The 25,378-nt window shown below is 70.0% G+C and carries 19 protein-coding genes; 13 read left to right on the forward strand and 6 right to left on the reverse strand.

Going from position 1 to position 25,378, the window contains the following annotated elements; genetic code table 11:
- Positions 1 to 1,032: 1,032 nt before the first annotated feature.
- The 4 genes from AB0N78_RS00915 (at position 1,033) to AB0N78_RS00930 (ending at position 3,447) form a co-directional block, all read left to right on the forward strand.
- Positions 1,033 to 1,326 (forward strand): hypothetical protein, encoded by a 294-nt coding sequence (locus AB0N78_RS00915; protein WP_363384590.1) that lies wholly within the window; start codon positions 1,033 to 1,035, stop codon positions 1,324 to 1,326.
- Between the two features lie 78 nt (positions 1,327 to 1,404).
- On the forward strand, positions 1,405 to 1,671 hold the full coding sequence (locus AB0N78_RS00920) for a hypothetical protein (protein ID WP_363384593.1): 267 nt from the start codon (positions 1,405 to 1,407) through the stop codon (positions 1,669 to 1,671).
- A 3-nt stretch (positions 1,672 to 1,674) separates the two neighbouring features.
- Positions 1,675 to 1,815, forward strand: coding sequence for a hypothetical protein (locus AB0N78_RS00925; RefSeq protein WP_363384596.1), 141 nt, complete (start codon positions 1,675 to 1,677; stop codon positions 1,813 to 1,815).
- 228 nt (positions 1,816 to 2,043) lie between these two features.
- Positions 2,044 to 3,447, forward strand: coding sequence for a hypothetical protein (locus AB0N78_RS00930; protein ID WP_363384599.1), 1,404 nt, complete (start codon positions 2,044 to 2,046; stop codon positions 3,445 to 3,447).
- Here AB0N78_RS00930 and AB0N78_RS00935 read toward each other — a convergent pair.
- The 5 genes from AB0N78_RS00935 to AB0N78_RS00955 form a co-directional block, all read right to left on the reverse strand.
- Positions 3,435 to 3,869: a hypothetical protein gene (locus AB0N78_RS00935; RefSeq protein WP_363384602.1), complete on the reverse strand. Its 435-nt coding sequence runs from the start codon at positions 3,867 to 3,869 to the stop codon at positions 3,435 to 3,437. The two genes, AB0N78_RS00930 and AB0N78_RS00935, sit on opposite strands and share 13 nt — an antisense overlap.
- A 7-nt stretch (positions 3,870 to 3,876) precedes the next feature.
- Positions 3,877 to 4,623, reverse strand: a complete 747-nt coding sequence (locus tag AB0N78_RS00940; protein ID WP_363384605.1) for a hypothetical protein — start codon at positions 4,621 to 4,623, stop codon at positions 3,877 to 3,879.
- Positions 4,624 to 4,628: 5 nt separating this feature from the next.
- Positions 4,629 to 5,534 (reverse strand): hypothetical protein, encoded by a 906-nt coding sequence (locus AB0N78_RS00945; protein ID WP_363384608.1) that lies wholly within the window; start codon positions 5,532 to 5,534, stop codon positions 4,629 to 4,631.
- A gap of 102 nt (positions 5,535 to 5,636) precedes the next feature.
- Positions 5,637 to 7,208, reverse strand: coding sequence for a D-aminoacylase (locus AB0N78_RS00950; protein WP_363384611.1), 1,572 nt, complete (start codon positions 7,206 to 7,208; stop codon positions 5,637 to 5,639).
- Between the two features lie 4 nt (positions 7,209 to 7,212).
- Entirely contained in the window at positions 7,213 to 8,571 is a 1,359-nt protein-coding gene (locus tag AB0N78_RS00955; protein ID WP_363384614.1) for a Na+/H+ antiporter NhaC family protein, read from the reverse strand.
- 139 nt (positions 8,572 to 8,710) lie between these two features.
- Here AB0N78_RS00955 and AB0N78_RS00960 point away from each other — a divergent pair, with 139 nt between their 5' ends.
- The 9 genes from AB0N78_RS00960 (at position 8,711) to AB0N78_RS01000 (ending at position 24,389) form a co-directional block, all read left to right on the forward strand.
- Positions 8,711 to 12,451, forward strand: a complete 3,741-nt coding sequence (locus tag AB0N78_RS00960; RefSeq protein ID WP_363384617.1) for a DUF4132 domain-containing protein — start codon at positions 8,711 to 8,713, stop codon at positions 12,449 to 12,451.
- Positions 12,445 to 13,539 (forward strand): AAA family ATPase, encoded by a 1,095-nt coding sequence (locus tag AB0N78_RS00965; protein ID WP_363384620.1) that lies wholly within the window; start codon positions 12,445 to 12,447, stop codon positions 13,537 to 13,539. Before AB0N78_RS00960 ends, AB0N78_RS00965 begins: the two co-directional genes overlap by 7 nt.
- Positions 13,536 to 15,866 carry a DUF5682 family protein gene (locus tag AB0N78_RS00970; protein ID WP_363384623.1) on the forward strand — a complete coding sequence of 777 codons (2,331 nt, stop codon included), beginning with the start codon at positions 13,536 to 13,538 and terminating at the stop codon, positions 15,864 to 15,866. The genes AB0N78_RS00965 and AB0N78_RS00970 overlap by 4 nt, the downstream gene beginning before the upstream one ends.
- On the forward strand, positions 15,863 to 16,987 hold the full coding sequence (locus tag AB0N78_RS00975) for a VWA domain-containing protein (RefSeq protein WP_363384625.1): 1,125 nt from the start codon (positions 15,863 to 15,865) through the stop codon (positions 16,985 to 16,987). Before AB0N78_RS00970 ends, AB0N78_RS00975 begins: the two co-directional genes overlap by 4 nt.
- Positions 16,984 to 18,831, forward strand: a complete 1,848-nt coding sequence (locus tag AB0N78_RS00980; protein WP_363384628.1) for a hypothetical protein — start codon at positions 16,984 to 16,986, stop codon at positions 18,829 to 18,831. Before AB0N78_RS00975 ends, AB0N78_RS00980 begins: the two co-directional genes overlap by 4 nt.
- A gap of 154 nt (positions 18,832 to 18,985) precedes the next feature.
- On the forward strand, positions 18,986 to 19,954 hold the full coding sequence (locus tag AB0N78_RS00985) for a squalene cyclase (protein ID WP_363384631.1): 969 nt from the start codon (positions 18,986 to 18,988) through the stop codon (positions 19,952 to 19,954).
- Entirely contained in the window at positions 19,951 to 20,304 is a 354-nt protein-coding gene (locus AB0N78_RS00990; RefSeq protein WP_363384634.1) for a hypothetical protein, read from the forward strand. Before AB0N78_RS00985 ends, AB0N78_RS00990 begins: the two co-directional genes overlap by 4 nt.
- A 288-nt stretch (positions 20,305 to 20,592) precedes the next feature.
- On the forward strand, positions 20,593 to 22,326 hold the full coding sequence (locus AB0N78_RS00995) for an ABC transporter ATP-binding protein (RefSeq protein WP_363384636.1): 1,734 nt from the start codon (positions 20,593 to 20,595) through the stop codon (positions 22,324 to 22,326).
- Positions 22,323 to 24,389 carry an ABC transporter ATP-binding protein gene (locus tag AB0N78_RS01000; protein WP_363384638.1) on the forward strand — a complete coding sequence of 689 codons (2,067 nt, stop codon included), beginning with the start codon at positions 22,323 to 22,325 and terminating at the stop codon, positions 24,387 to 24,389. Before AB0N78_RS00995 ends, AB0N78_RS01000 begins: the two co-directional genes overlap by 4 nt.
- A gap of 91 nt (positions 24,390 to 24,480) precedes the next feature.
- Here AB0N78_RS01000 and AB0N78_RS01005 read toward each other — a convergent pair whose 3' ends face one another.
- Complete coding sequence (locus AB0N78_RS01005; RefSeq protein ID WP_363384641.1) at positions 24,481 to 25,281, reverse strand: SDR family NAD(P)-dependent oxidoreductase; 801 nt, start codon at positions 25,279 to 25,281, stop codon at positions 24,481 to 24,483.
- Positions 25,282 to 25,378 lie beyond the last annotated feature (97 nt).

A 25,378-nucleotide genomic window follows, 5' to 3' on the forward strand; every position in this document is an offset into this window, starting at 1 on the left:
CGGTTCGATCTCGGACGTACAAATAGCCCGATTCGCTCGAAAATGACTCTGATATCTTGCGGTAATGCGCAGAGCCCTGTCGGTCTGTATCGCGTTGATCGTGGCAGCGATCATCGCGCTAGTCGTGACGCCGTCGAGCGTGCGGCTACAAGGTGACTCGTCCGAGGCGGTGTCCTGTCGCCCTCTTGGGTGGGGGCTGGGTGCGGGTGCCGCACAGTCTGCGTGGGATCACGCAGGTGCGGCCGAAAACTATATCGAAAGCACCGCTGCGGACCGGCTCAGCGAACCAACACGCTCGGTCGTGGTCGAGGGCACACGTCTCACTATTGTGTCTGCCTGTCAAGACACGAAAATTGCACGTCAGACGAGTGTGATGGTTGCCATTGCGGGGCTCTTGATCGTGACGATGTATCGCATTGCACTACGTCGGGCACCCCATGGGGCTGAAAGAACGACGGAGGGGTGACCTCGGTGGCAGTATATGATGAAATGAAGGCCTGGTATCGCAGATGAAGCTGCCGGCTATCGATGCCCACGTGCTGCGTTCAGGTTCGGGGTTTTGAAGCTGGTCGGTGACGGATGCGAAACCTCTCATTCGGGCGGCGTATCGAGTATCGAGGTCCGATGTGAATGCTGAATGTGGTGGTGAGTGGTCGAAAAGTCAATTGGCTCTTATGTCGGCGATCCTGAATCGCGGAAAAGGTGCCGAGTTCTCCGGAGCGTTTGACGGGATTCAATCCGAGACTATGAAACTCAGGACCAGGCATAGCCGACCGCTTCGTTTCGATCCTCAAACGGCTCGATCAGGGCGAGGCCGCGGATCCATGGAGTGAGGCACCCTGACGGGTCCACGTTGCTGAACGTGTGGGCTTCTCTCCCTCCTCGCCTGTTGGAGCCAACGAACGAGCAGAGGGAGCCAGGCCGTGGTTGAGGAGCTGCCGACCACGGCGAGCTCGTACGTGACCTGCATTCTGCTGAGGTCGCTCGGCGGGTCCTGGGTGCTATACGTCGACGGGAGCCTGAACTGACGGGTTGTCCGTTTGGAGTGGCGCTCGGGTCACCGGCGGGCTCTGGCGGACGGACAAGCACCTGGTCCTGACCGCGCAGCACCGCTACGACGGGGACCTGAGCTGCGAGCAGTACGTGGTGGTGGGACCGGACGGGCCCCGGGTGTACCGGATGTGGTTCCAGGACTACGAGCCCGAGCGGTTGACGGCGGTGCTGGCGGCGGCGGGGTTCGAGGTGGTGGAGCGCTGGAGCTCCCTCACCGGTGAGCGGTGGGCGCGTGAGAGCCCATGGGTGGCCGTCCACGCTCGGGTGCCCTGACTCCCTCCGGTCGTTTTCCTTTTCGCCCACTCCACCCCGGCCGATGGAACGGGGAACAGGGGTCGAGTGGAAGATGCGATGAGCCAGACGCGGCGATGGGCCGAGGCGCGGGTCAAGGTGCTGGGCGCGGCAGCGGTCAGGGCGGGCACCGCGGTGCTGGTCGGCCTGGGCTCGCAGATCGTACTGAGCCAGGTTGCGGCGGCCAACGACGAGCTCGCCGAACTGCACCAGGTCTCCACCGCCGTCGGTGAGGTCCGCACCATGAACGCGGATATCTCCGGCTGGCAGACCGCCTACGCCTGGGACACCCGGAAGGTCGGTGGATCGGAGGCGGTGGACGTGTAGAGCGTGAACCGTGCCGGGTACCTGACCTCGACCGAGCCGCTCAAGGCGGCGCTGGCCGCCATCGCCGCGATGGCCTGGAACGCGCCCCGGGTCGACGCCCGCACCGTCGCCGCTGACGCGATCAACGCCCCCATCGGCGCGTAGTACGGGTAGTCGCTCCGGGGACCGGGGACCGCCTGCACCCCCGACCAGGCCAGCAGTGCGGAGACGGTGGCCTTGACGGCGGCGGCGACGCGGGGGCGCGGGGGAGGCAGGTGCGGAAGGACATTCGGTCCAGGGCGGCGGGTGCGCGGCGGTGATGGCTGGGCGATCAAGGCGGAATGTCCGGTGAGCATTCCGCCGCACACATTGTCGGGTCAGTACGGTGCTCGCATGAGAATGCTGCGGCTGCTGCCGACCGTGCTGGCGATGCTGGTCTTCTTCGGGATTGCGGTCAGTGGTCCGGCACTGCTGCTCGCCCTGCTGGCGCAGCCCGCCTCGGTGGTCGCCGGGGCCGCGATCATGACCGGGCCTGTGGCGTTGATCGTGTGGTCCACCGCCGCCAGTCGGGCGCTGGTCCAGGACTGGGGCGGTGGCTCCCTGGTCCCGGCGACCCCGGAGCAGGTCGACTGGGTCGCCCTGGTCGCCACCGAACGCGGGCGACGGATGCCGACGCTCTTCCTGGGACCCGAGACGCTGACCCACCCGTTGGCGGTGCGCGGGCTGCGCCGGTGGTTCGTCTTTGCCTCACCGAGCCAGATCGACGAGGCGCAGCTCCTTCTGGACGACGTCGACCGGGACCGCCGCACCGGCGACGACCGACTGACCCTGGTCCTGGGCATCGTCAGCGCCATGTTCGGCAGCTGGGCCGGGGCCTGGCGGCTGGTCACCCGCGCGGTTCGACCGGGAGTCTCCGCCTTCGACCGGGTACGCATGGCGGGGCTGTTGCTCCTCACTCCCGCGGTCGCGCTCGGCTGGGGTCTGGCCTGGTGGTGTGTCCAGGTCGTCCGGCTCACGGCGGGGACCCGGGTGGTGCTGACCGTGCTGGAGATGCGGCAGGCGGTCGAGCAGGTGCCGAGCGCGATGCGCGCTGACCTGCGCGGGCTCGGACGGGGCTGGCGGCTGAGCACCATGATCGCCAATGCCGACGTCGACCTCCGTGCCCGGCGGACCACCTGGCGTCCGCGCCACTGGTGGAACACACCCCACGCACTCTCGGCCGCGGACCAGGTGTCGCCGGTGATGGGGGCCGTTCGGGCGGTGATCGGCACCGTGGTACTCGGACTCGGCACCCTGGTGAGCTGGGGACTGTGGCCGGCGCAGCACATCGTCTGGCCGTGGGAGCAGGATCCGGTTCGGGCCACGGTCACCGAGGTGCAGGTCGAGGGCCAGCGGCGGGACAGTGGGCTGGGTCTGTTCGGCATCCACCTCGAGCTCGAGTACCGACCCACCGTCCGCACCGATGACGGCCGACTGCTGGCCCTGACCCGGGGAAGCCAGCCGGCCGAGGTCGGTGATCGCCTGACCGTGGTCCCCAGTGGCACGGCCGGTGACGGCGAGATTGGCCGCGGACGATCCACACACCAGGACTCCGCCGCGCAGATCGTCGTCCTGGGACTGGTCTACCTCGGCCTGGCCTGCGGTGTGCAGCGGATCGGTGGCGGGTTCTTCGACCTGGTCGTGCAGCGAGGGATCGCGACGGCCGACTGGGATCAGCGGGTGCGCACCGGTCGACGACACCGGCGGCGTCGACCGCGGGCCTTCATCGAGCTGGCTCCGGAGCGTCAGCCGCGCTGAGCGTCGCGCAACCGGGCCAGAGTGCGCCGGATCTCGGCGGCGGCCTCGCTGGTCGCCCGGACCGTCGCGGCGGGGCTGCCCGGGTCCTCCGGGTCGCTGGTCCGGATCGCTTGGTCGAACTCGTCCCGCATCGACCGCAGCCGCTCGAAGGCGTGCTCGGTGACGCGTCGCGCCTCCGGGGACTCGTCCTCGCCGGACATGATCGCCGACAGTGTGGTGCGGCGTGCGTCGATCCGGGTCTGGAGCGTGCGCCAGTCGTCGCCGAGTTCACCCCGGCGGGCGGCACTGGCACGCCGTTGTTCTGCCTGCGTCGCGTCCGCGGCCAGCTTCGCGCGTTCGGCGGCGAGCTCGGCGGTCACGGCCCGGTTCGCCGCGGTCGCCGCGCGGATCTGGGCTAGGGATGCTGCAGTGCGGGAGTCCATGGCGACCTCAGTTCACGCCGAAGGCGGTGCCGGTGGCGTCATCCGCCAGGCTGATGGTGTGCAGGGTGGTGGCGGCGGACAGCGTGTTCGCCAGGGTGGTGATGACGTAGGCGACCTGACGGATGGCGGTCACCGCGTCGATGATGCCGTCGATGGCGGTCAGCAGGCGTTGGAGCGCGGAGTAGGCGGTCTGGAACTTGCCCAGCAGCAGTGCACCGCTGATTGCCCCGTCGATGGCACCGGCGACCCACCCTGCGATCGGGATCGCCGCCTCCGCCAGCAATCGGGTGAGCAGATCGCCGATGAGACCGAGCACGCCTGCGATGGTCTCGGCCGTCGTCTTGGCCAGCTCGAGCAGCGCCGCGGTGACCTCGCCCATCGCCCCGCAGCCTTCGCCGTACTGCGCGAAGCTGTCGGCGATCTCCAGCGCGCGTGCGCTGAACGCCTCCGCGGCCTCACCGGACCAGCTGCCGAGCACGTCGGTTGCCACGGCCCGGTAGTTCCCGGCAATGGCGGCGCACGCTCCGGCGGCGTTCCCCCAGGCCTGTGCGCCCCGCTCCAGTCCGTTCCAATCGCCCGCGATCGGCTCGACCAGTTCGGCGATCGCCGACTTGCCAATCAGTTGCTCGAGCAGCCAGTCGAGTCCTCCGAGCAGGGGGCCGGCTTTCCAGCGCAGTGAGTCGGCGAAGTTCTCGGCCGGCTCCGCGGGCGGCACCAGCACGGAGGTCGGGTCGTACACCTCGGTGATCGACATCGCCGTCACCTCGCCCAGTCGTAGGTCGCGCTGTTCGCGGTGCCGTCCGCTACACCCTGCACGGCCGCATCGCGGTTGCTGGTCTCCTGCAGGTGTTCCACCGCGTTCCAGGCGCTCTGGAGGTCCTGCACGGTGGAGACGGCAGTGTCGAGATGACCGAGGGCGCGGGTGCCGGTCCGGTCGCGTGCCCAGTCCGAGTCCCGGGTCATCCACCCCATGTCGGTGGTCTCGGCACCCGCGGAGTACGCCGCCCCGTATCGCCCGCTCTGCCACTGCTCGTACCGCTGCTGCAGCGTCGATGTGGCGGTCGGCACGTTGAACGCGTTGTCGGCGGCCGACCAGGCGCGGGAGGTCATGTCGTCCTTGGCCACGTCACCGATGGCCCCGCCGACGGTCCACGGTTTCGGCTGCGCGATCCCGGTGAAGCGCTCTTGCTGGCTGGTGGTGGCCGACATCGGGATCGACAGCAAGCCGTCCGCGGTGGGGGAGGAGGACCATGGTGGCATTGGTGCCTCGACGGTCCATCCGGAGCCGGACCAGTCGGCAGTGGCGGAGCCGAGAGTGGCGGTGTCGGGCTCGTGGAAGGCCGGCAAGGACACCCCCAGCCTGGCTGCCAACGCGGAGAAGCGCTCATGGGCGGCGCGGTCGGCGTCGAGGTAGGCCTGACGGGTCTCGGCCATCCGGTCGGCCGAGGCATCGCACACCGTGGTGGCCTGATCGAATCCCTGCTTCGCGGCGTCCCGACCCTCGTTGTACTGGCCGGCGAGGCACGCCATGACCGCCCCGCCCACGTCGGTCAGGCTGGTGTGGGAATCGAGATAGGAACGCAAGGCGGCGACGTGTGTCGACTGCCGTTCTGCGACTTGCCGGACCAGATCGAGCGCACTGGTGTCCACATCGAATTCAGCCACGATGCCCCCTGATGGCGACGGAAATGAAGACCCGTCACGCTATCAAAGGGAAGGTGTCCATCGAATTGTCCGGGCGCTATGCCGAGAAAAGACGTTTTGCGATCAACGCCCCTTCCGCAGCACCCGCCCACCCCGCGCCCCGGTCGCCACCCCATCGCGCACCACCGGCACCCCGTTCACCAGCACCGCCCGGACGCCCACTGCGGCCTGCCGCGGCTGCTCGTAGGTGGCACGGTCGGCGATGGTCGCGGGGTCGAAGACGGTCAGGTCCGCGGCGAGTCCGGCCCGCACCAGGCCGCGGTCGGTGAGGCCGAGGCGTTCGGCGGGCAGGGAGGTCATCTTGCGGACCGCTTCAGGCAGGGTGAGTGCGCCGATCTCCCGGACGTAGTGCCCGAGCACCCGGGCGAAGGTGCCGAAGCTGCGCGGGTGCGGCACGCCGGGGCCGGTCAGGTCCATCACCCAGCCGTCGGAGGCGATGGCGCAGTGCGGGTCGCGCAGGATGTGCAGCAGGTCGTCGGCGTCGATGGCGTGGTTGACGATGGCGACGTCTCCGTGTCCGGCGAGCACCAGGAGCACGACCTCGGCGGGCGAGCGGCCGATGTCGTGGGCGATGTCGACGATGGACTGTCCGGCCCGGTCGGCGAACGGACCGGGGCCGAGTTCGGCGAGCACGATCCCGGCCGGGTCGATGTCCTGGCCGAAGCGGGCGGTCAGGTCCGCGACGATCCGGGCCTGGGTGGCGGGGTCGGCGAGTCGGCGGGCGACGTCCTCGCGGCCTCCGTCCAGTGCCCAGGCGGGCAGTCGGGAGGCCAGGGAGGTGGAGGAGGCGGTGTAGGGGTAGACGTCGCAGGCCACGTCCAGTCCTTCGGCGCGGGCGGCGTGCAGGTGGTCCAGGGCGATGCGGGATTTGCCGACATTGCCCGGGCCCATGCTCTTCAGGTGCGAGACCTGGAGTCGGGCACCGGCGCGGGTGGCGGCGTCCAGCGCCTCGTCGACGGCCGCGATGACGTGGTCGGTCTCGTTCCGGACGTGGGTGGAGTAGGTCAGCCCGGCCTCGGCGGCGGTGCGCACCAGGGTGACGACCTCGTCGGTGGCGGCGAAGAGCCCGGGCGGGTAGATCAGCCCGGTGGAGAAGCCGAACGCACCCGCGCGGGCCGCGGCGGTGACCTCGGCGCACATCCGGTCCAGCTCGTCGGGGCTGGGTGCCCGGTCCTCGTCGCCGAGGATCGCGGACCGGATCGCGTTGTGCCCGACCTGGAGTCCGAGGTTGATCGCCGGACGGCTGGCCTCGACCGCCGCTGCGAAGCCGTCCAGGTCGTCCCAGGCCAGCTCCAGATCGCCTGACCCCGCTAGACCGGAGGGCACCCGGTTGCGGTCGGTCACCGGGAAGGGTGACTGCCCGCAGTTGCCGCCGATCAGCGTGGTGACGCCCTGTGCCAGCTGCGACTCGGCCGTCGGCGACAGGGACAGCGTGAAGTCGGCGTGGGAGTGGATGTCGATGAAGCCCGGTGCCACCACCAGACCGGTGACGTCGATCCGCTCCGCCGCCTCCAGGGCGCCAGGCTCCGCGACGGCGGCGATCCGACCGTCGCGCACCGCGACATCCGCGGCTCGACCGGGCGCACCGGAGCCGTCGATCACGGTGCCACCCACCAGGACGATGTCGTTCACCATTGCCTCACCGGGTCTCGAGGAACATCAGGAGCAGGTACACGCAGCAGGCCGGGACCAGCAGTGACCAGCCGGTCAGCAGCATGCCACGCAGGTTCGTCGACCGGGCCAGGCCCATCGCGCCGACCATGTTCGGGTTCGGGAACGGGCCGTAGGTGTCCGCCTTCGACGCGAAGAGCAGCACGATGATCCAGGTGCCGGCCCCGATCCCGATCTGCCCGGCCAGCCCGCCGAAGAGCTCGTTCAACAACACCACCTGGGCGGCCGTCGCGCCGGGGACCCCCACCCAGCCGAGCAGGGCCACCACCACCGCGAACAGGAACGGCCCCAGCGCGCCGATGCTGTCCCCCCAACGGTCGATCACCACGTCGAAGGGCGCGATCAGATCCACCGTCACAAACAGCACTGCCAGCAACAGGAACAGCAGGAACATCCCGCGCATCGACCACGCCCCGGTGCCCAACGCTCGCACCGTCGACCCACCGAGCCCGCCGATCAGCCCGGTGACCACGCCCAGCACCGGCAGAGCCACCACCGGGAAGAACAGTCCGGCGTCGACGACCACCGCGCCGACCACCGACCCGACCAGCAGCACCAGAAAGGTCCAGGTCGCCGCCCGGGTGCGCAGCGTGGTGACTGAAGCATCGCCGGCGGCGTCCTCCGGGCCGTAGACGTCGTCGGTGCGGCGTTGCATCCACAGCGCCACCGGCAGACCGACCAGCACCGACACCGCGGCCAGCGGTAGCGCGCCGTACACCAGGTACTCCGGGTACCCCGCCCCGGCCGCGGTCATGACCGCCACATTCGATCCGGCGAAGGGGGCCAGTGCCAGCCCGGCACCGCCTCCGGCGAACATCATCGATGCGGTCGCGCTCCGGGTGAAGCCGAGTCGTGCCGCCACCGGGATCACCAGCGGTGCGGCGATCGCCAGGGCACCAGCCAGGGTGCCCAACGCCGCCACCAGCACCAGACAGGACAGCATGATCGCCAACGCGGTGGCGGTCCGGCCCCGGTCACCGACAAGCCCGACGATGCCGCGGACCAGCGCCGCAGCCACCCCGGTGCGCCGCAGCACCTCACCGACCGCCGCCCCCAGCACGATCACCAGACCGATGATCGTCACCTGGTTCGGGATCGAGGTGCGCACGATCTCCCACACCGCCGACGGCCCCGGCAGCAGCACCAGCAGCGCCGACGCCAACGCCACCAGCCCGGCCCGCAGCATCGGCGCACCGAGCACCACCAGGACGGTGAACAGCACGATCGGCAGCAGACCCCAGATGCTCGGCGGCGCGGTGAGCAGGCCGGCGACCAGGGAAGCGACCAGCCCGACAGCGGCGGGCGCGACGGTGCGCACGGAGGTCATGAGGGGCGACGGTAGCGGGAATGCGCATGCCTGCGCGATCCAGTACTCAATCGGGCGGGCACCACCCCTGCTTCGCCGGAGGTGTCCTCTCAGGCCGATAGCGTCCCGCGGAGGTGAGCACAGAAAGAAGGTCAACCCCATGACGACGATCGAGACTGTGCGGGGACGTCTGCACGCGACGTTCCGTGAGCCTCTGGACCGGGCCTGGGCCGATGCGGTGATCGGGCTCGACGCGGTGGAGCCGGGGCTGGCCGAGCGGGCGGTGCGGTACATCGTGGCGGGCGACGACCCCGAGTTGCCACTGCGCTGTGCGGGGCCGGCGGCGCAGATGGTTGGTTCCGCGCTCGCGTTGACCCAGACCTGGCACGCCCAGATGGACACCAGCACGTGGGGGAACGACTTCGGGTTCGTCGCACGGCGAGCTCGGCATCGGCTGTATGGCCGCGACGACCTCACCGCCGAGCAAGTGCTGCGATGGGTCCGGGTGTTGACCCCCGCGGCGGAGGGTGTGCAGTGGCAGCCGGGGCCCTGGAGCGACCACGGGGTCCCGCGCTGGTTGTCCGCGCTGCTCTGGGACGCGTTCGGGGTGACAGCGCAGACGATCCAGCGCCGACACGTGCCCGAGGACCGCCCCGCCTTCACTGCTGAACTGCTTCAGCGGATGCTCACCCTCGATGGCCTGGATGACCCCGCTCGCCGATTGGCCCTGGCTCTGTGCGGGGCGGTCCCGCACCGGTCGCCGGCACCGTGTGGCGGGCTGACCGAACGTCTGGCCGCAACGGACTTCTTGGTTCCGGTGGTGGCGGGTCAGGAAGCTGCGGTGACGACTGCCCTCACCGTTGACCCGGCGCGTGCCCGAGCGGCTCTGGTGGACTTCGCCGAGGCACCCGAAATCGTCACGACTTTCGCAGCCCAGATCGTGCCGGGGGTCGGTGCTTCGGGCAAGGGAGTGCGCGAGCGGACGATGATGCTGCTCACCCAGTTGCCTGAGGCGCAGCGGTTGGACCTGCTCGCCACCCAACTCCTGACCGCGCCGAAGCCGCGCCTCGCGGAGATCGCGGCCGCCGTGATCGCCTTGCCCGGCGGGCGGGACCGGGTGGACCGGGTGCGCTCGGACGCCACCGCACCGCGTGCGGCCGTGTTGGCCGGAGTGCTTGCGGACTCGGAGGGCCTCGACGACAACCCGCCACCCCTGACGGTGCCGCCCATGCCGCCCCTGCCCCCGGTGCGACTCCCGGATGATCTGGTCGCACAGGTCCGCCGAGCACTGGACACCAGCATCGAGAACCAGACCGCGGACATCGAGCGTCTGGGCAGCGACCCCGACTCGGTCTTCACCAGCACAGAGTGGGGAAAGCAGAACCTGCGGACCCGGGCGCAGACGGTCGCCGCGCTGACCCTGGTCACGGACGAGGACCTGGAGGCGATCGTCTCCGCCCGGCTGGGAGAGGAAGAAACTTCGTGCACGGAGGCACTTCGGTCCCGGATCCTGCACCAGGTCGAGAAGGCAGACCAGGGGGTCGTCGACCAGACGCTGAGGGCGGTCGAGGGGCTGATCGCCGGGGCCATCGTCGATCAGCCGACGCGGCTGCGATGGGATCGTGCGACTGCTCGACACGGGGTGACCTGGGTCGGGGGAGCCGAGTTGCCACCGATCGATCTTCGGGTCTCCGTGGCGCTGCGGCTGGGAGCCGATGCGACCACCGAAAAACGCGTCCACGCTGTGTGGGAGGCGGTCAACCGCGGGCTCATCGATGATCTGGACCCTGCGCTGGTGTGGCCGTTCTTCGCGGAGAACCCCGCGTTCCTGGCCGAGGCCTTCGGCCGGGGGACCGTTGCGCGTTTCGACCCCGTGGTGATGCAGGCCTACGGGATGCGGGTGTTAGCCACGTTCCCGCGGGTGCCGGATGACTATCTGGGCGACCTGGTGCTGATCGCCCGCGGCACGTCGAAGGTGAACCGTCCGGTCGCCCAGCAGTTGCTCTCCGGACACCCGCAGGTGCGCGACCTGGCCGAGCGCGGGCTCCGGGACGGCAAGGCCGAGGTGCGGGCGGCGTCCGCACGGTGGGTCGGTGAGCTCGGTGACCCGGCGTCGGTCGGCGCACTCCGGGCCGCACTGGCCACGGAGAAGCGCGAGGCGGTGTCGGCCGCCCTGCTGTCCGCGTTGGCTCGCCTCGGCGAGGACATCACCCCGGATCTGTCCCCCCGGGTGCTCCTCGCCCAGGCGCAGGCCGGCCTGTCCCGCAAGCCACCCGCGGGGCTGGACTGGTTCCCGATGGACACGCTGCCCCAGGTGCACTGGGCCGCAGACGGTTCGCCGGTGCCGGCCGAGGTCCTGCGGTGGTGGGTCGTGTTGGCCTGCAAGCTCAAGGACCCGGGCGGCGGCGGACTGATCGGGATCTACCTCGACCTGCTCGATCCGACGGATGCGGTGACGCTGGGCGAGGTCGTGCTGCGGGCGTGGGTCGCCCATGACACCCGACACCCCAGCGACGAGTGGTGCCGCACCGAGGCTGCCGCGCAGGCCCCCGGACGTCTGGCCAATTACCAGCGCTGGGCGGACCGGGAGTGGGGGGCGAGGTTCCGTGGTGCCACCCTGGAGTCGGTCACTAAGGAGATCCGTGCCGAACTGGCGGCCACCTACCTGGGGTCGGCGACCGGGGAGAAGGGGATCCTGGCCCTGGCCACCGCTGCGCCGGGGACGACCATCGCCGCCGTCGGCCGGGCGTACTTCCGGGAGCACCACGGCCGGATGTCCCAGATGGAGTCCCTGGTGCGGGTCGCCGCAGCCAGCGACGACCGGGTGGCCCTGCAATGGGTGCTGTCCGTGGCCCAGCGGTCCCGGGCGGCGTCCTTGCAGGCCAAGACCCGGGAGCTGGTGGACGAGATCGCCGACCGGCGCGGCTGGTCCCCCGAGGAGCTGGCCGACCGCACCGTGCCCACCGCCGGGTTCGACGACGACGGGGTGCTGCGTCTGAGCTACGGCGAACGGACCTTCACCGCCCGGATCACGCCGCGGTACACCGTGGAGCTCTCCGGCGAGGACGGCCACGTGATCAAAGCGCTGCCCGCTCCACGGGTGCATGAGGACGCGGCGACCGTGAAGGTCGCAAAATCTGCCCTGTCGAGCGCTCGTAAGGAACTCAAGGAGGTCGTCACCGCCCAGCGGATCCGGCTGTACGAGGCGATGTGCGGGCAGCGGCGTTGGTCGGGCACGGAATGGTCGGAGCATCTGCTGGCCCACCCCCTGGTCGGTCGTCTGGTCAGTGACCTGGTCTGGATCGAACGGGTCGGGGACACCGAGCGGCTGTTCCGTCCGTCCGAGGGCGCGCTGCTGGGTATCGACGATGACGAGTTCACCCTCGACCCGACCGCAGAGGTGCGGGTGGCGCACCGGGCACTGGTCACCGCCGATGTCGCCGCCGCGTGGCGCGCCCACCTGGCGGACTACCGCGTGCGTCCTCTGTTCGAGCAGTTCAGCGAGGTTGCGCCACCGACGGAGCTGCCGGACCCGATGCGGATCGACGACCGTCGGGGCTGGCTGAGCGACAACTACGCCCTGCGCGGGGTCGCGGCCAAGCGAGACCTGGTCCGCGGCGAGGGTGGGGACGGCGGCTGGTTCACCGAGTACCACAAGCGCTTCGACTCGCTGGGCGTGCAGGTGTCGGTCGGCTTCACCGGGTCGATGCTGCCGGAGAGTGAACAGGTCACCGCCGCCGTGACCGACCTCCGGTTCGCACGGATCGCGGGCCGTCGCACCCGACCGATGCCGGTGGCGGAGGTGCCGCCCGTCCTGCGGTGGGAGGCCTACGGGGACTACCGGGCGATGGCCGAGGCCGGTGCCTTCGATCCGGAGTGGGAGCGGACAACCCGATGGTGACCGAGCAGCGGCTGCCCGCGGAGCAGCGCTACGCCGAGGAGCTGACCGCCCTCGCGGACCGGGACCGCGCCACCGGCGACCCGATCCCGCCGGGGTGGCGGCTGTCCGCCCGCGCCGTGCGGTCCTTCGTCCTCGGCGACGAGGACACCGGGATCAGTCGGAAGTTCTACGGCGACGACCCGTTGGTCGACCGCGCCGTGGTGAGCCTGCTGGGCAACCAGGGACTGATGTTGGTCGGGGAGCCCGGCACGGCCAAGTCCCTGCTGTCCGAACTGTTCGCGGCGGCGATCAGCGGCGACTCCGGCCTGGTGGTGCAGGGGACCGCGGGGACCACCGAGGACCACATCCGGTACTCCTGGAACTACGCCCTGTTGCTCGCCGAAGGCCCGTCGCGGCGGGCCCTGGTGCCGTCCCCGGTGTACCGCGGAATGGAGCACGGTCGGGTCGTGCGCTTCGAGGAGATCACCCGGTGCGCCCCGGAGATCCAGGACACCCTGGTCTCGATCCTGTCCGAGAAGCAGCTGATGGTGCCCGAACTCGGCGAGGAGGCACGGCTTCCGGCTCGGCCCGGTTTTACCGTGATTGCCACCGCCAACCTGCGGGACCGGGGCGTGAATGAGATGTCCGCGGCACTCAAGCGTCGGTTCGCCTTCGAGACGGTGCGGCCGATCGCCGACCGGGAATTCGAGGTCGATCTGGTGCAGCGCGCGTTGGCCGCCGAACTCGGTGACGTCGCGGAGATGGTGGACACCCCGAAGCCGGTGATCGACCTGCTGGTGACGGTCTTCCAGGAGTTGCGGACCGGACGCACCATTGCCGGCACGCCGATCTCCCGCCCGCAGACCGTGATGTCCACCGCGGAGGCGGTGAACGTCGCACACGCCGCCGCGTTGGAGGCCCGCTATCTCGGCGACGGCGTGGTGCACGCCGGTCGTCTCGCCGGGCAGTTGGCCGGGGTGGCGCTCAAGGACGCGCAGGACGACGCCGCCACCCTGCGCTCCTATCTGGACACGGTGGTGCGGGAACGTGCCCGGACTGACGCCACCTGGCGGGCGTTTCTGGAGGGGGCCGCCGGACTGTGGCAGTGACCGACCTGCTCAGCGAGCTCCCGGACCGGACCCGTGAGGGGTTGGACCGGATGCGGATGCTGGCGGCGGACGGGGTCCACCTGGCGGCGGTGCGGCACCACAGCCCGGTGTGCGCCACCGCGGTGCGGACACTGATCGAGGAGGTGCGGCCCACGGCGGTGCTGATCGAGGGTCCGGAGGAGTACACCGCACTGATCCCCGACCTGCTCCGGGAGCACACGCGACCGCCGGTGGCGCTGCTCAGCCACGGACCGCACGCCAGTGGGTTCTTCCCGCTCGCCGAGTTCTCACCCGAGTGGGTGGCGCTGCGGGCGGGTGCCGAGGCGGGCGCGGAACTGTCCTTCATCGACCTGCCGTGGTCCCAGCGGCAGGACACCGGAGACGACGTGGTCGCCCGGTCCGTGATGTCCGAGGCCGCACTGGCGCACTCGCGCACCCTGGCCGCGTTGGCCCGTCGCTTGCACTGCCGCGACCACGATGATCTGTGGGACCACCTGGTGGAGCTCCGGTCCACCGACCAGGCGGCGGACTGGCGCACCGTGTTCCGGGAGGTTGCGGTGTGGGCTGATCTGGCACGGGTCGACGCCACGCAGACCGAATTGCGTGCTGACGGCTCGCTGGCCCGGGAAGAGCGGATGGCAGGCTGGGTGCGGGCGCGGCGGGAACGTGACCCCGCTGGTCCGGTCGTGGTGGTCACCGGGGCGTTCCACACTCTGGCCCTGGCCGATCGGCTCACGTCCGGTGAGGTGGAGGTCCCTGCCGGTCGGGCGGCCGAGCCCGCGTGGTTGGTCCGCTACGACTTCGCGCGACTGGATGCGCTGCATGGCTATGGCGCGGGGATGCGGTCGCCGGGCTTCTACCAGCGGGTGTGGCGGGCCGATCTGCGCTTCGATCCGACACAGTTGCTGGTCGACGTCGCCCGATCCACCCGGGGCACGGCGGACCCGGTCGGCACCGCAGAGGTGCTGGCAGCCACGCAGGCTGCACATCGTCTCGCCGCCCTGCGGGGACACCCGAGCCCTGGTCGGTGCGACGTGCTGGACGCGATCACGTCCTGCTATGTCAGTGCCGACGGGGACTGGCCGCCGGCGGTGCGCGATGCGGTGGCGTCGGCCTTCGGCGGCACCGCCCTGGGCGAGGTCCCACCCGACACCACGGCACCGCCGTTGGTCTCGCGGACCCGGGACCGGGCACGGCGGCACCGGCTGACTCTCACCGACAGCAGCCCGCGACGGACCGAGATCGACCGGCTACGGTCTGCGGAGCACCGAGCCAAGGCCCGGTTCCTCGCCCTGATGAGCTACCTCGGCACCGGATTCGCGCGGCAGCTGTCCGGGCTGGACCTGGCCGCGGGCACCGGCCGTGGACGGCTGTACGAGCAGTGGGAGTACGCCTGGACACCCCTGGTGGAGTCCGAGCTGATCCGGCTCGCGGGACGGGGCGCTGATCTGGAGGACCTCGCAGTGGCGCGGCTGGGGGAGGAGCTGAGCACGCCGACCGACTCGGCTGACCGCGCGACCCGGCTGCTGGGTCAGGCGGTGGCGCTCGGTGTCCTGGACCGGATGCCGGGGCTGGGGGATGAGGTCGCCGAGCTACTCGCACGTGACCCCGGGACCGGTTCAGTGCTCGCCGCGGTCCGTCGGCTGCTGATGCTCTGGCACTCCCGGGACGGACTCGATCTGGGGGACGCCCCGGTGTCCGATCTGGTCGCGCTCGGGGTGCTGGCCTTGACCCAGCGCGTCCCGGACCTGGGTGGTGTGCCGCCGGAGCGTGACGCCGAGGCCGTCTCCACGCTGCTCGGGATCGTCGATCTGGTGGCAGAGCTTGACGATGCCGGGCTCGGTGTCGACCCCGGCCCGCTCCGGCATGCACTGGATCGGCTGACCGCGGCGTCGTCGCCGGCGGTTTCCGGTGCCGCCTTGACCGTGGCGGTGGCCCGCGACAGCGGATCAGTCGCCGAGTGGGCCGAGGCGGTGTCCAGGTATCTGGGTGTCGGTGCCGACGCGGAGACCTCGGTGCGGTTCATCTCCGGTGTGCTGCACGCCGGACCCGATCTGGTCATCCGAGACGACCGGCTGCGCACAGCGGTGGACGCTGCGGTCACGCGCATGTCGGAGTCGACCTTCCTGACCCTGCTGCCCGATCTACGCCACGCCTTCGCCCGGCTCCGTCCGCGCGACACCGCACTGCTGGCCGAACGGCTGCGCGGCGACGGCATCGATGGACCGGTCGATGTGCACGTCACGGGCATTGACGCCCCCACCCTGCGCCGGGGCATCGCGCTGGAACGGGCACTGCGGGCCCAGCTCGCTGCGGAGGGGCTATGACCGACTCCTCCCGACGCTGGCGACTCGTCCTGGGTCGGTACGCCGAGCGTTCGATGCCGACCGCCCACACTCTGGACAAAGCCGACCAGCGAGTGGACCGGGTGCTGGGCCACCTGTACGACCGCGGATATGCCGACCGCGGTCACCGGCACGCGCGCGGCACCGGTGGTGGGCTGGATCCGAGCGCGATCACCGCACTGACCTGGCTGCACCTGGCCGGGGAGCTCTTTCCTCGGTCCACCGTCGAGCGGATGCAGCGCCAGGCCATCGAGGAGTACGGCATGACCGATCTGCTCGCCGACCCGGAGGTGGTCGAGGCGCTCGACCCCAGTCCGGAGCTGGCCAGTGCGCTGCTGGCGGTGCGCGGGCGGCTCGATCCGGGGCTGGAGGCGGGAATCCGGCGGCTGATCGAGCGGGTGGTGGCCCAGGTGGTCGCCCGGATCCGACCTCGGTTCACCAGCGCGTTCTTGGGTCGCCGCAATCGACACCGTCGCTCACCGCTGCCGGTGGCACAGAACTTCGATGCCCTGGGAACGATCCGGGAGAACCTGCGCCACTATGACCCCCAGTCCGGACGGCTGGTGGTGCAGAGGCTGCGATTCGACGCCCGGGTGCGACGCCGACTGACCTGGGACGTGATCCTGCTGGTGGACCAGTCCGGGTCGATGGCGTCCTCGGTGCTCTACAGCGCAGTCTGTGCCGGGATCATGTCCGCGCTGCCCGGCGTCCAGCTGCGGCTGCTGCTATTCGACACGGCGGTGGCCGATCTGACCCATCTGGCAGCCGACCCGGTGGCGGTGCTGATGACCGCCCAGCTTGGGGGTGGCACGGACATCGCCGGTGCGTTGCGGACCGCTGAGTCGATGGTGCACAGCCCGGCCCGCACCGTGGTGATGGTGGTGTCGGACTTCGAGGAGGGCGGTTCCGTCACCGACCTGGTGGCCACCACGCGTCGGTTGCGGACCGCTGGGGTCACCCTGCTGGGGCTGGCCGCGCTCGACGAGCAGGCGAACCCCGTGCACGACCCCGTGGTGGCCGGTCGCCTTGCCGCGGTCGGGATGGAGATCGCCGCGCTGACCCCGGATCACCTCGCGGAGTGGCTGGCAGAGGTGATGCGGTGACCGGCTGGGACGAGGGGGCGCTCACCCTGCTTGTCGGTCCCGGCGTGGTCCGGCGGGCGCGTCGGGTGGTGGACTCGGGCGCGGTCATCGCTGGGCCGGACGGCACCGTGCTGGTGGGCGAGATGCCGGTCCGCACTCGGGGCGCGGTGGAGGACTGGAGCTGTCCGTGTCCGACCGCTGGAGTGTGCGTTCACGTCATCGCAGCGGCCCTGGTCGGCGAATCGGACCGCGCGGTGCCCGATATCGATCCGGTGCGGGTCCAGCGGACGGCAGGGCGCGCCGCGGTCCGGGCCGCCCGGCACCTGCTCCGGGAAGGCCCGGTGGTTCTCAGCACCACCTCCGAACCCGGTCGGCTGCGGATCGAGACCCGACACGGCCCTGTGCTGCTGGTGGACGGCGCGGTCCTCTCGGATCTGACCGGTGCCGAGCGAGCGGCGGTGCACCTCGCCGCGCTCTCCGAGGTGGTGCCGGGCTGGACCTGGATCCCCGGCACCGAACCGGTCGACCCCGACGCGGTGACCGCGGCAGAGCGAAAGGCTGCTGCGGCGGTGGCGGCCGAGGTGCGTTCCCTGGTTAGCCGGGGGATTGGCCGCCTGGTGCCGGAATCCGTCGATCCGCTGCGGGAAATCGGCCTGCGCGCACGCGCGGTGGGGCTGCCGCGGCTCTCCCGACAGGTCGCCCGCTGTGCAGCCACCCTGATGGCGGTTGCCGACGGACAGGACGACGGTGCCGACCTCGACCCGCATGGCGAACTCGCCGAGTGTCACCTGGTGGCCGAGGCGATCGCCGCCCGCGCCGTCGGTGAGCCCCTCGGTGCGCTGCGTGGTCAGTCCCGGCGGCAGACCGACCACGCGGCGGACCGGGAGGTGGTGCCGCTCGGGGCATCCTGGTGGACCGCCCGGACCGGGGCCCGCGGGGTCACCGCTGTGTTCTGGGACCGGGCCGAGGGCGTGATGTTCCAGGTCCGCGCCGCCCGGGCTGCGCACGCCGATCCGGGCTTCCAGCGCATTGCGCGCGCTGTCCTGCTCTGGGGTGCCACCGTGCCGCACCTGCTCGCGGGCCCCTTCCTGCTCCGCGACCTGCGGATCACGGAGGACGGCGAGGTGTCGCCCACCGGAGCCCGGGTCGACCGGGCCGGTGTCGACGCCGCCACCGACCAAGAGCTCCGGTCGATCGGCTGCGATGACTGGTCGCAGCTGCCCAGGCCCGTTCGGGACACCGCCGTGCTGCTTAGCCCCTCGTCAGTGGGTGCCGTCCAGGTGGACGAGGTGGCTCAGGAACTGCTCTGGCCGGTCACCGATCGGCAGGGTCGCGTGATCGCGCTCCGCCTGCCGGTCAGCGCTGAACGCCAGGTCACCGCCGACGCCCTGCTGCGTTACACCGAGGGCACCGCCACCATCGCCCATGTGCTGGTCCTCGCGAGAGACGGTCGATGGGAACCGGTGTCCGTCGTGGTGGACCGAGCCGCCGGACCGGTGGTGATCAGCCTCGACTTCGCGCCGCAACGACGCGTCTCCGGTGCGCGCCTCGACGCGCTCAGGGAGCGGTTCCGCGGGATCCTCGACCGTCGAGAGCACGTCCCGGTGCCGATCAGCCCGCCGGACCCGATCGTCGACCTCTGCCACGAGGTGATCGCGCTCACTGACGACGTTGCCTTCACCGGTGTGACCACACTGGGTGAGCACCGCCACCGTCGCTTGGTCAGGGCCACCCGGCAGGCGGATGCCCTCGCCTGGGGGCTGCTGTCCGACGCGATGACACGATGGGTCGCCGACCCCATGAACGCGGGCGCCCTGCTGCGCGTCCGTGCCCTGGCCGCGCGGATGCTGGGCTTAGCGCGCTGAGTCGACCTGACAGACTGTCCGCATGTGTTTCCCCGTGCCCTGCGCCCAGTGCGGCCGCACCACCTGGTCCGGTTGCGGACAGCATGTCGACGACGTCCGGGCACAGGTGCCCGCCGAGCAGTGGTGCGGACACCCCCAGGCGTAACGTGACCGCATGACGCTCGACGCCGAGCTCGTCGACTGGTTGCTGGACACCGACCCGGCCCTGCGCTGGCAGGTCCAGCGCGATCTCCTGCAAGAGCCGGCAGACGTCTGGCAGGCCACCCGTGCCCTGGTACCCACCGAGGGGTTCGGGGCACGACTGCTGTCGTTGCAGGACCCAGACGGGCAATGGGCGGGTGGCGCATTCTTCCCGCGTGGCTTCGACGGCATGGGCGAAGGGCAACCCTGGACCGCCACCACCTGGTCGCTAAACTCCCTGCGCGAATGGGGCGTCGACGCAGCGATGCTGGGGGACACTGGCGCTCGACTGGCCACCGTGCGCTGGGAGTACGACGACTTGCCCTACTGGGGCGGCGAGGTCGACGTCTGCATCAACTCCTGGACCCTGATGAACGGCCTCTGGCTCGGCATCGATGTCGACCCTCTGGTCGACTGGTTTCTTCAGCACCAGCAATCTGACGGCGGCTGGAACTGCGAATGGGTCGAGGGCTCCACGCGGTCCTCCTTCCACTCCACCCTCAACGCCTTGCGCGGACTCCTCGACCACGCCCAACGCACCGGCGACCTGGACCGCACCGCGGAGGCACGGCACCGGGGCGAGGAGTATCTGCTGGCCCGTCGGTTGCACCGGCGGCTGTCCACCGGGGACTCCGTCGGGCCGTGGACGACGCGGCTCCGGTACCCGTGGCGGTGGGCGTATAGCGTGCTGGGGGCGGCCGAGTACTTCCGGGCTGCTGCCGGGCTGGAGGGCACCGCGCCTGATTCTCGGCTAGGCGAGGCGATGGACCTGATCCGGGATGCGCGGGGTGCGGACGGTCGGTGGGAGCAGGGGCCGCGGTTGGCGGGCGAGGCGTGGTTCGAGGTGGACGTGCCGGAGGGGGAGCCGTCACCGTGGGTCACCTGGGCGGCGATCCGGGTGTTGGACTGGTGGGACAGCGCCTTACTACCCTCGCATCCATGAAATGGTCCGCGTGGGGTGTTGTTCTCGGATACGTCATTGTGGTGGCTTTATTGGTGTTCACACCGATCTCGGCCTCGATTTCTGACCCGAGCGCCCGCATGTCGTGCGCGCCGATTGGTCTGGGAGTTGCGGCGCAGGACAGTGATCGGGGCTTCTGGTCGGCGAGTGATGCGATCACATCGTCCGACCATGCTGATGTCGACTGGGATTCGGTTCAGCAGCGAGCAGCGTTGTCCTGTCACTCGGCTAGTCAGGGAAGGCTTGCATTCCTGGTCATCGTCACCGGGATCGCGGCGGTTGTCTTCACTCGATTGGGTGATGTGCGCATTGATCGAGAGTCGATCGCGTGAGTGTGATGGGCGGCTGGCGGGGCATCGTCGACGCACTGGTCGCGCTGACCGACGAGGGGTGCGTGGCCGCCGGGGCGTGAATGGCCGGGAACCACCCGACCCCCTCGCGCGTTCGGCCCTGAGCAGCGTGCCCGTGAAATCCCTGTGCGTGTCAGACCCCCGGGCCTATGCTGTCGCTCTCATCGCCCGGCTCTGCCGGCCACACCGTCACGACCCGGCTCGCTGGGGCGGACGTGCTCGTTGACCAGATGGTTCGCCACCACGGCGCGCACTCACCCCGGAGATCCTGTGCTCGGACGACTTCTACTTCGCTACCTCGCGCCCTATCGCTGGTTGCTGCTGGGCGTGCTGGTGTTCCAGTTCGCCTCGGCGCTGGCCATGCTGTACCTGCCCAGTCTGAACGCTGACATCGTGGACCAGGGGGTGGCGCGGGGCGACACCGGCTACATCTGGCGCACCGGCGGTTTCATGTTGGCGGTGTCGCTGGGGCAGATCCTGGCCGCGATCATCGCGACCTTCTTCGCGGCGCGCGCGGCCATGCAGATGGGCCGTGACCTGCGTGACGACATCTACGCCCGGGTGTCGGGCTTCTCCGAGCGTGAGGTGTCGCAGTTCGGAGCCGGGTCGTTGATCACTCGGAACACCAACGACGTTCAGCAGGTCCAGATGGTCAGCATGATGGGCGCGACCATGCTGGTCACTGCTCCGCTGCTGGCCATCGGCGGCATCGTGATGGCGCTGCGTCAGGACGTGAGCCTGTCCTGGTTGATCGCGGTGTCGGTGCCGACGTTGCTGGTGATCGCGGGGATCGTGATCAGCCGGATGATCCCGCTGTTCCGCAGCTATCAGACCAAGCTCGACTCGGTGAACCGGATCATGCGTGAGCAGCTGACCGGTGTGCGGGTGGTGCGCGCGTTCGTCCGGGAGCAGATCGAGTCTGAGCGGTTCCGGGTGGCGAATACCGACATCCTGGTGGTCGGACGCAAGATCGGGTCGCTGTTCGTGGTGCTGTTCCCGCTGGCGATGCTGGTGCTGAACGTGACGACCATCGGCGTGATCTGGTTCGGGGCGATCCAGGTGGACGAGGGCAGTGTGCAGATCGGCACCCTGCTGGCATTCATGCAGTACATCGGTCAGATCCTGATGGGTGTGCTGATGGCCAGCTTCATGACGGTGATGATCCCGCGTGCTGCGGTCTCCGCCGAACGTGTCACCGAGGTGCTGTCCTCGGAGTCGACGCTGAGCATTCCCGCGCAGCCGGTGACGGAGTTCCCGGAGCCGGGCGCGGTGAGCCTGGAGGACGTGACCTTCACCTATCCGGGCGCTGAGCATCCGGTGCTGTCCCGGGTGAGCTTCGACGTGCGACCGGGGCAGACCCTGGCCGTGATCGGGTCCACCGGCGCGGGCAAGACCACGCTGATCTCGCTGCTGCCCCGCCTGTTCGACGCCACCTCCGGCACGGTCCGGGTCGGCGGGGTCGATGTGCGTGACGCGGAGTTGGAGCACCTGTGGTCCCGGATCGGTCTGGTGCCGCAGCGTCCGTTCCTGTTCGCGGGAACGGTGGCCTCCAACCTGCGGTTGGGTAACGAAGACGCCAGCGACGGTGACCTGTGGCGCGCCCTGGAGATCGCGCAGGGCAGCGACTTCGTGCAGCAGATGGACGGCGGGCTTGAGGCGCGGATCGCGCAGGGCGGCACCAATGTCTCCGGTGGGCAGCGGCAGCGGTTGGCCATCGCCCGGGCACTGGTCCGCAAGCCGGACATCCTGGTCTTCGACGACTCGTTCAGCGCGCTGGACCTGGCCACGGATGCGCGCCTGCGCCAGGCGTTGTGGTCGGAGCTGCCGGAGGTGACCAAGGTCGTGGTGGCCCAGCGGGTGTCCACTGTGACCGGTGCGGACCAGATCATCGTGCTCGAGGACGGGCAGGTGGCCGGACATGGGACGCATGAGGAGCTACTCGCGTCCAACCAGACCTACCGCGAGATCGCGGAGTCCCAGCTGTCCGTGGAGGCCGGAGCATGAGCGAGCAGAAGACAGCCCCGGAGCTGACCGACGAGGAGAAGTACGAGCTGGAGCTGGGCGAGCAGGCCCGGATCGCCTCGGACTCCTGGGACTCGGTCGCGCCAGGTAAGGCGGACAACTTCAAGGAGAGCTTCGGGCGGATGCTCGGGCTGCTCAAGCCGTACATGGCGGCGCTGATCGCGGTGACGATCATGGGCGCGGCCGGTGTGGTGCTGACCGTGCTCGCCCCGCGGGTGCTGGGCAATGCCACCAACGAGGTCTTCGAGGGGTACATCTCGAACCAGCTACCGGCCGGCACCTCGCAGGAGCAGGCGGTCGATGGGCTGCGGGCTGCCGGCCAGGACCAGCTCGCGGCGATGGTCGAGGCGATGGACCGGCTGATCCCGGGCCAGGGCATCGACTTCAGCCGACTGGGATCGATCCTGGTCACCGTGCTCGCGTTGTACGCCGCCGGTGCGTTTCTGACCTGGTTGCAGGGCTACATCATCAACATTGTGATGGTCCGGGCGATGTGGCGGCTGCGCGAGGACGTCGAGGCCAAGATCAACCGGCTGCCGCTGCGCTACTTCGACCGGGTGCAGCGCGGTGAGCTGATCAGCCGGGTCACCAATGACATCGACAACATCACCCAGACCATGCAGCAGTCGCTGTCCACGGCGCTGACCAGTGTGCTGACGGTGATCGGTGTGCTGGTGATGATGTTCTCCATCTCGTGGCAGCTGGCGCTGATCGCGCTGGTGTCCTTGCCGTTGATGGGTGTGATCTTCGGGGTGATCGGCCCCAAGTCGCAGAAGGCCTTCGGCATCCAGTGGCGCAAGGTCGGTCGGTTGAATGCCCGGGTGGAGGAGTCGTTCTCCGGGCACGCGCTGGTCAAGGTCTTCGGTCGTCGCCAGGACTTCCAGGACAAGTTCAAGGCCGAGAACGAGGAGCTGTACCAGGCGTCGTTCAAGGCGCAGTTCCTGTCCGGGATCATCTGGCCGGGGATGAGCTTTGTCGGGAACCTGACCTATGTCGGGATCGCGGTGGTCGGTGGACTGATGGTCGCCAACGGTTCGATGCGACTGGGCTCGGTGCAGGCCTTCATCCAGTACGCGCAGATGTTCACCCAGCCGCTGTCCGAGCTGGGTGGCATGGCCGCAGTGGTCCAGTCCGGCACCGCCTCGGCCGAGCGGGTGTTCCAGCTGTTGGACGAGGACGAGCAGTCCGCCGATGACGTGGACGCCCCGGCACCGGCCGAGGGCGACGGCACCATCGAGTTCGAGCACGTCCGGTTCTCCTACCGGGAGGACCAGCCGCTGATCGAGGACCTGTCCTTCACCGTCCGGCCCGGCCAGACCGTGGCCATCGTCGGACCCACCGGTGCGGGCAAGACCACCCTGGTCAACCTGCTGATGCGGTTCTACGAGCTGGACGGCGGCCGGATCCTGGTCAACGGGCAGGACATCGCCGACCTGAGCCGGCACGATGCGCGTGCCCGGACCGGGATGGTGTTGCAGGACCCGTGGCTGTTCTCCGGAACCATCCGGGAGAACATCCGCTACGGGCGTCAGTCCGCCAGCGATGACGAGGTGTTGGCCGCAGCGAAGGCCACCTATGTGGACCGGTTCGTGCACTCGTTGCCGGACGGGTATGACACGGTGCTGGAGGAGGATGCGGCGAACGTCTCGGCCGGTGAGAAGCAGCTGATCACCATCGCCCGGGCCTTCGTGGCGCAGCCGTCGGTGCTGATCCTGGACGAGGCGACCAGCTCGGTGGACACCCGCACCGAGCGACTGCTGCAGCAGGCAATGGCCACGCTGCGGCGGGGTCGGACCTCATTCGTGATCGCGCACCGGCTCTCCACGATTCGGGATGCGGACCTGATCCTGGTGATGGAGCACGGCGCCATCGTGGAGCAGGGCACGCACGATGAGCTGATCACCCGGGAGGGGGCGTACCACCGGCTGTACCAGTCGCAGTTCGCGGCGGCGGTGGTCACTGATGAGGAGCAGGCCGCCGTGGCGGGGGAGCAGCCCACCCCCGACCCGGAGGTCGAGTCCAGCGAGGTTCCCGCGCAGGGCTGACCGCGCGATCCTGATGACGCCACGGCGGCGGTCCTCCCGAGGGAGTAGCCGCCGCCGTGGCGCTGTGTCCGCACGCAGTGACGGCCCTGGTTCAGCTCCGATCCGCCCAGGACCAGATGTCCTCACCGCGCAGGGACACATCCGCCCCACCATCGTCGTAGATCACCTGTCCGGCCAGGTGCGTGTTCTCCGGTCCGGTCAGCCAGATCAGCAGGTGCGCGATGGACCCGGGCGGTTGGTGGTAGCCGAGCGGCATCGGCACCGCCGCATCCACCATCGCCACGGTCGTCGGGTCGGAGAGCAGGTCCTGGGTCATCGGGGTCAGCACGGTTCCGGGCGCGACGGCATTGAGCGGGATCCCGGCACCCGCCCAGGCCGGGGTGATCGATTCGCGGCGCACCCACCGGGAGAGCGCCCGCTTGGAGGAGGGATAGACGATGTAGCCCGCCTCCGGCCCGTGGGCGCACAGCTCATGCGCGATCGCCAGGGCACGCTGCTCGTCACCGGCCAGGGCGGCGGCGACCAACTCGGGGGAGTTCGGTTGCAGGGAGGCCATCGAGGACACCACGGCGGCACGCGGTGCGGCGGAACGGCTCAGCGCGGGCAACAGACCGGTCAGCAACTCCGTCACCCCGAAGTAGTTGACCGCGATGGTGGCGGGCACCGGTGCGGAGATGCCGGCGCAGGCGATGACCGCGTCGATGACCCCATCCGCCCGGTCAGTGGTCTCGCGGACGGCCCGTTCACGAGCCTCGGGCACGGACAGGTCGGCGTTGATATCGGCCTCGCGCAGGTCGATGCCGATCACCCGGTCACCGCGATCTCGCAGGAGCTCAGCGGTGGTGGCTCCGATGCCGGAGGCGGATCCGGTGACGACGATGGTGCGGGTCATGACACTCCCTCGGTCGAGGTGCCGGGTGGGAGTGCGCGGTCGGTGGCACCGTCGCCGTCGACCCGCGCGGGTCCGGGCCGTCGACGACATCGGTGGC

Source organism: Cellulomonas sp. NPDC089187, assembly GCF_040685135.1.
Lineage (GTDB): Bacteria > Actinomycetota > Actinomycetes > Actinomycetales > Cellulomonadaceae > Cellulomonas.

Excerpts from the sequence above, each read along its gene's own strand:
- AB0N78_RS00920 (WP_363384593.1), top strand. The coding sequence starts at position 1,405 with ATGAGCCAGACGCGGCGATGGGCCGAGGCGCGGGTCAAGGTGCTGGGC.
- AB0N78_RS00930 (WP_363384599.1), top strand. The coding sequence starts at position 2,044 with ATGAGAATGCTGCGGCTGCTGCCGACCGTGCTGGCGATGCTGGTCTTC.
- AB0N78_RS00935 (WP_363384602.1), bottom strand. The coding sequence starts at position 3,869 with ATGGACTCCCGCACTGCAGCATCCCTAGCCCAGATCCGCGCGGCGACC.
- AB0N78_RS00940 (WP_363384605.1), bottom strand. The coding sequence starts at position 4,623 with ATGTCGATCACCGAGGTGTACGACCCGACCTCCGTGCTGGTGCCGCCC.
- AB0N78_RS00950 (WP_363384611.1), bottom strand. The coding sequence starts at position 7,208 with ATGGTGAACGACATCGTCCTGGTGGGTGGCACCGTGATCGACGGCTCC.
- AB0N78_RS00955 (WP_363384614.1), bottom strand. The coding sequence starts at position 8,571 with ATGACCTCCGTGCGCACCGTCGCGCCCGCCGCTGTCGGGCTGGTCGCT.
- AB0N78_RS00960 (WP_363384617.1), top strand. The coding sequence starts at position 8,711 with ATGACGACGATCGAGACTGTGCGGGGACGTCTGCACGCGACGTTCCGT.
- AB0N78_RS00965 (WP_363384620.1), top strand. The coding sequence starts at position 12,445 with ATGGTGACCGAGCAGCGGCTGCCCGCGGAGCAGCGCTACGCCGAGGAG.
- AB0N78_RS00975 (WP_363384625.1), top strand. The coding sequence starts at position 15,863 with ATGACCGACTCCTCCCGACGCTGGCGACTCGTCCTGGGTCGGTACGCC.
- AB0N78_RS00985 (WP_363384631.1), top strand. The coding sequence starts at position 18,986 with ATGACGCTCGACGCCGAGCTCGTCGACTGGTTGCTGGACACCGACCCG.
- AB0N78_RS00990 (WP_363384634.1), top strand. The coding sequence starts at position 19,951 with ATGAAATGGTCCGCGTGGGGTGTTGTTCTCGGATACGTCATTGTGGTG.
- AB0N78_RS01000 (WP_363384638.1), top strand. The coding sequence starts at position 22,323 with ATGAGCGAGCAGAAGACAGCCCCGGAGCTGACCGACGAGGAGAAGTAC.
- AB0N78_RS01005 (WP_363384641.1), bottom strand. The coding sequence starts at position 25,281 with ATGACCCGCACCATCGTCGTCACCGGATCCGCCTCCGGCATCGGAGCC.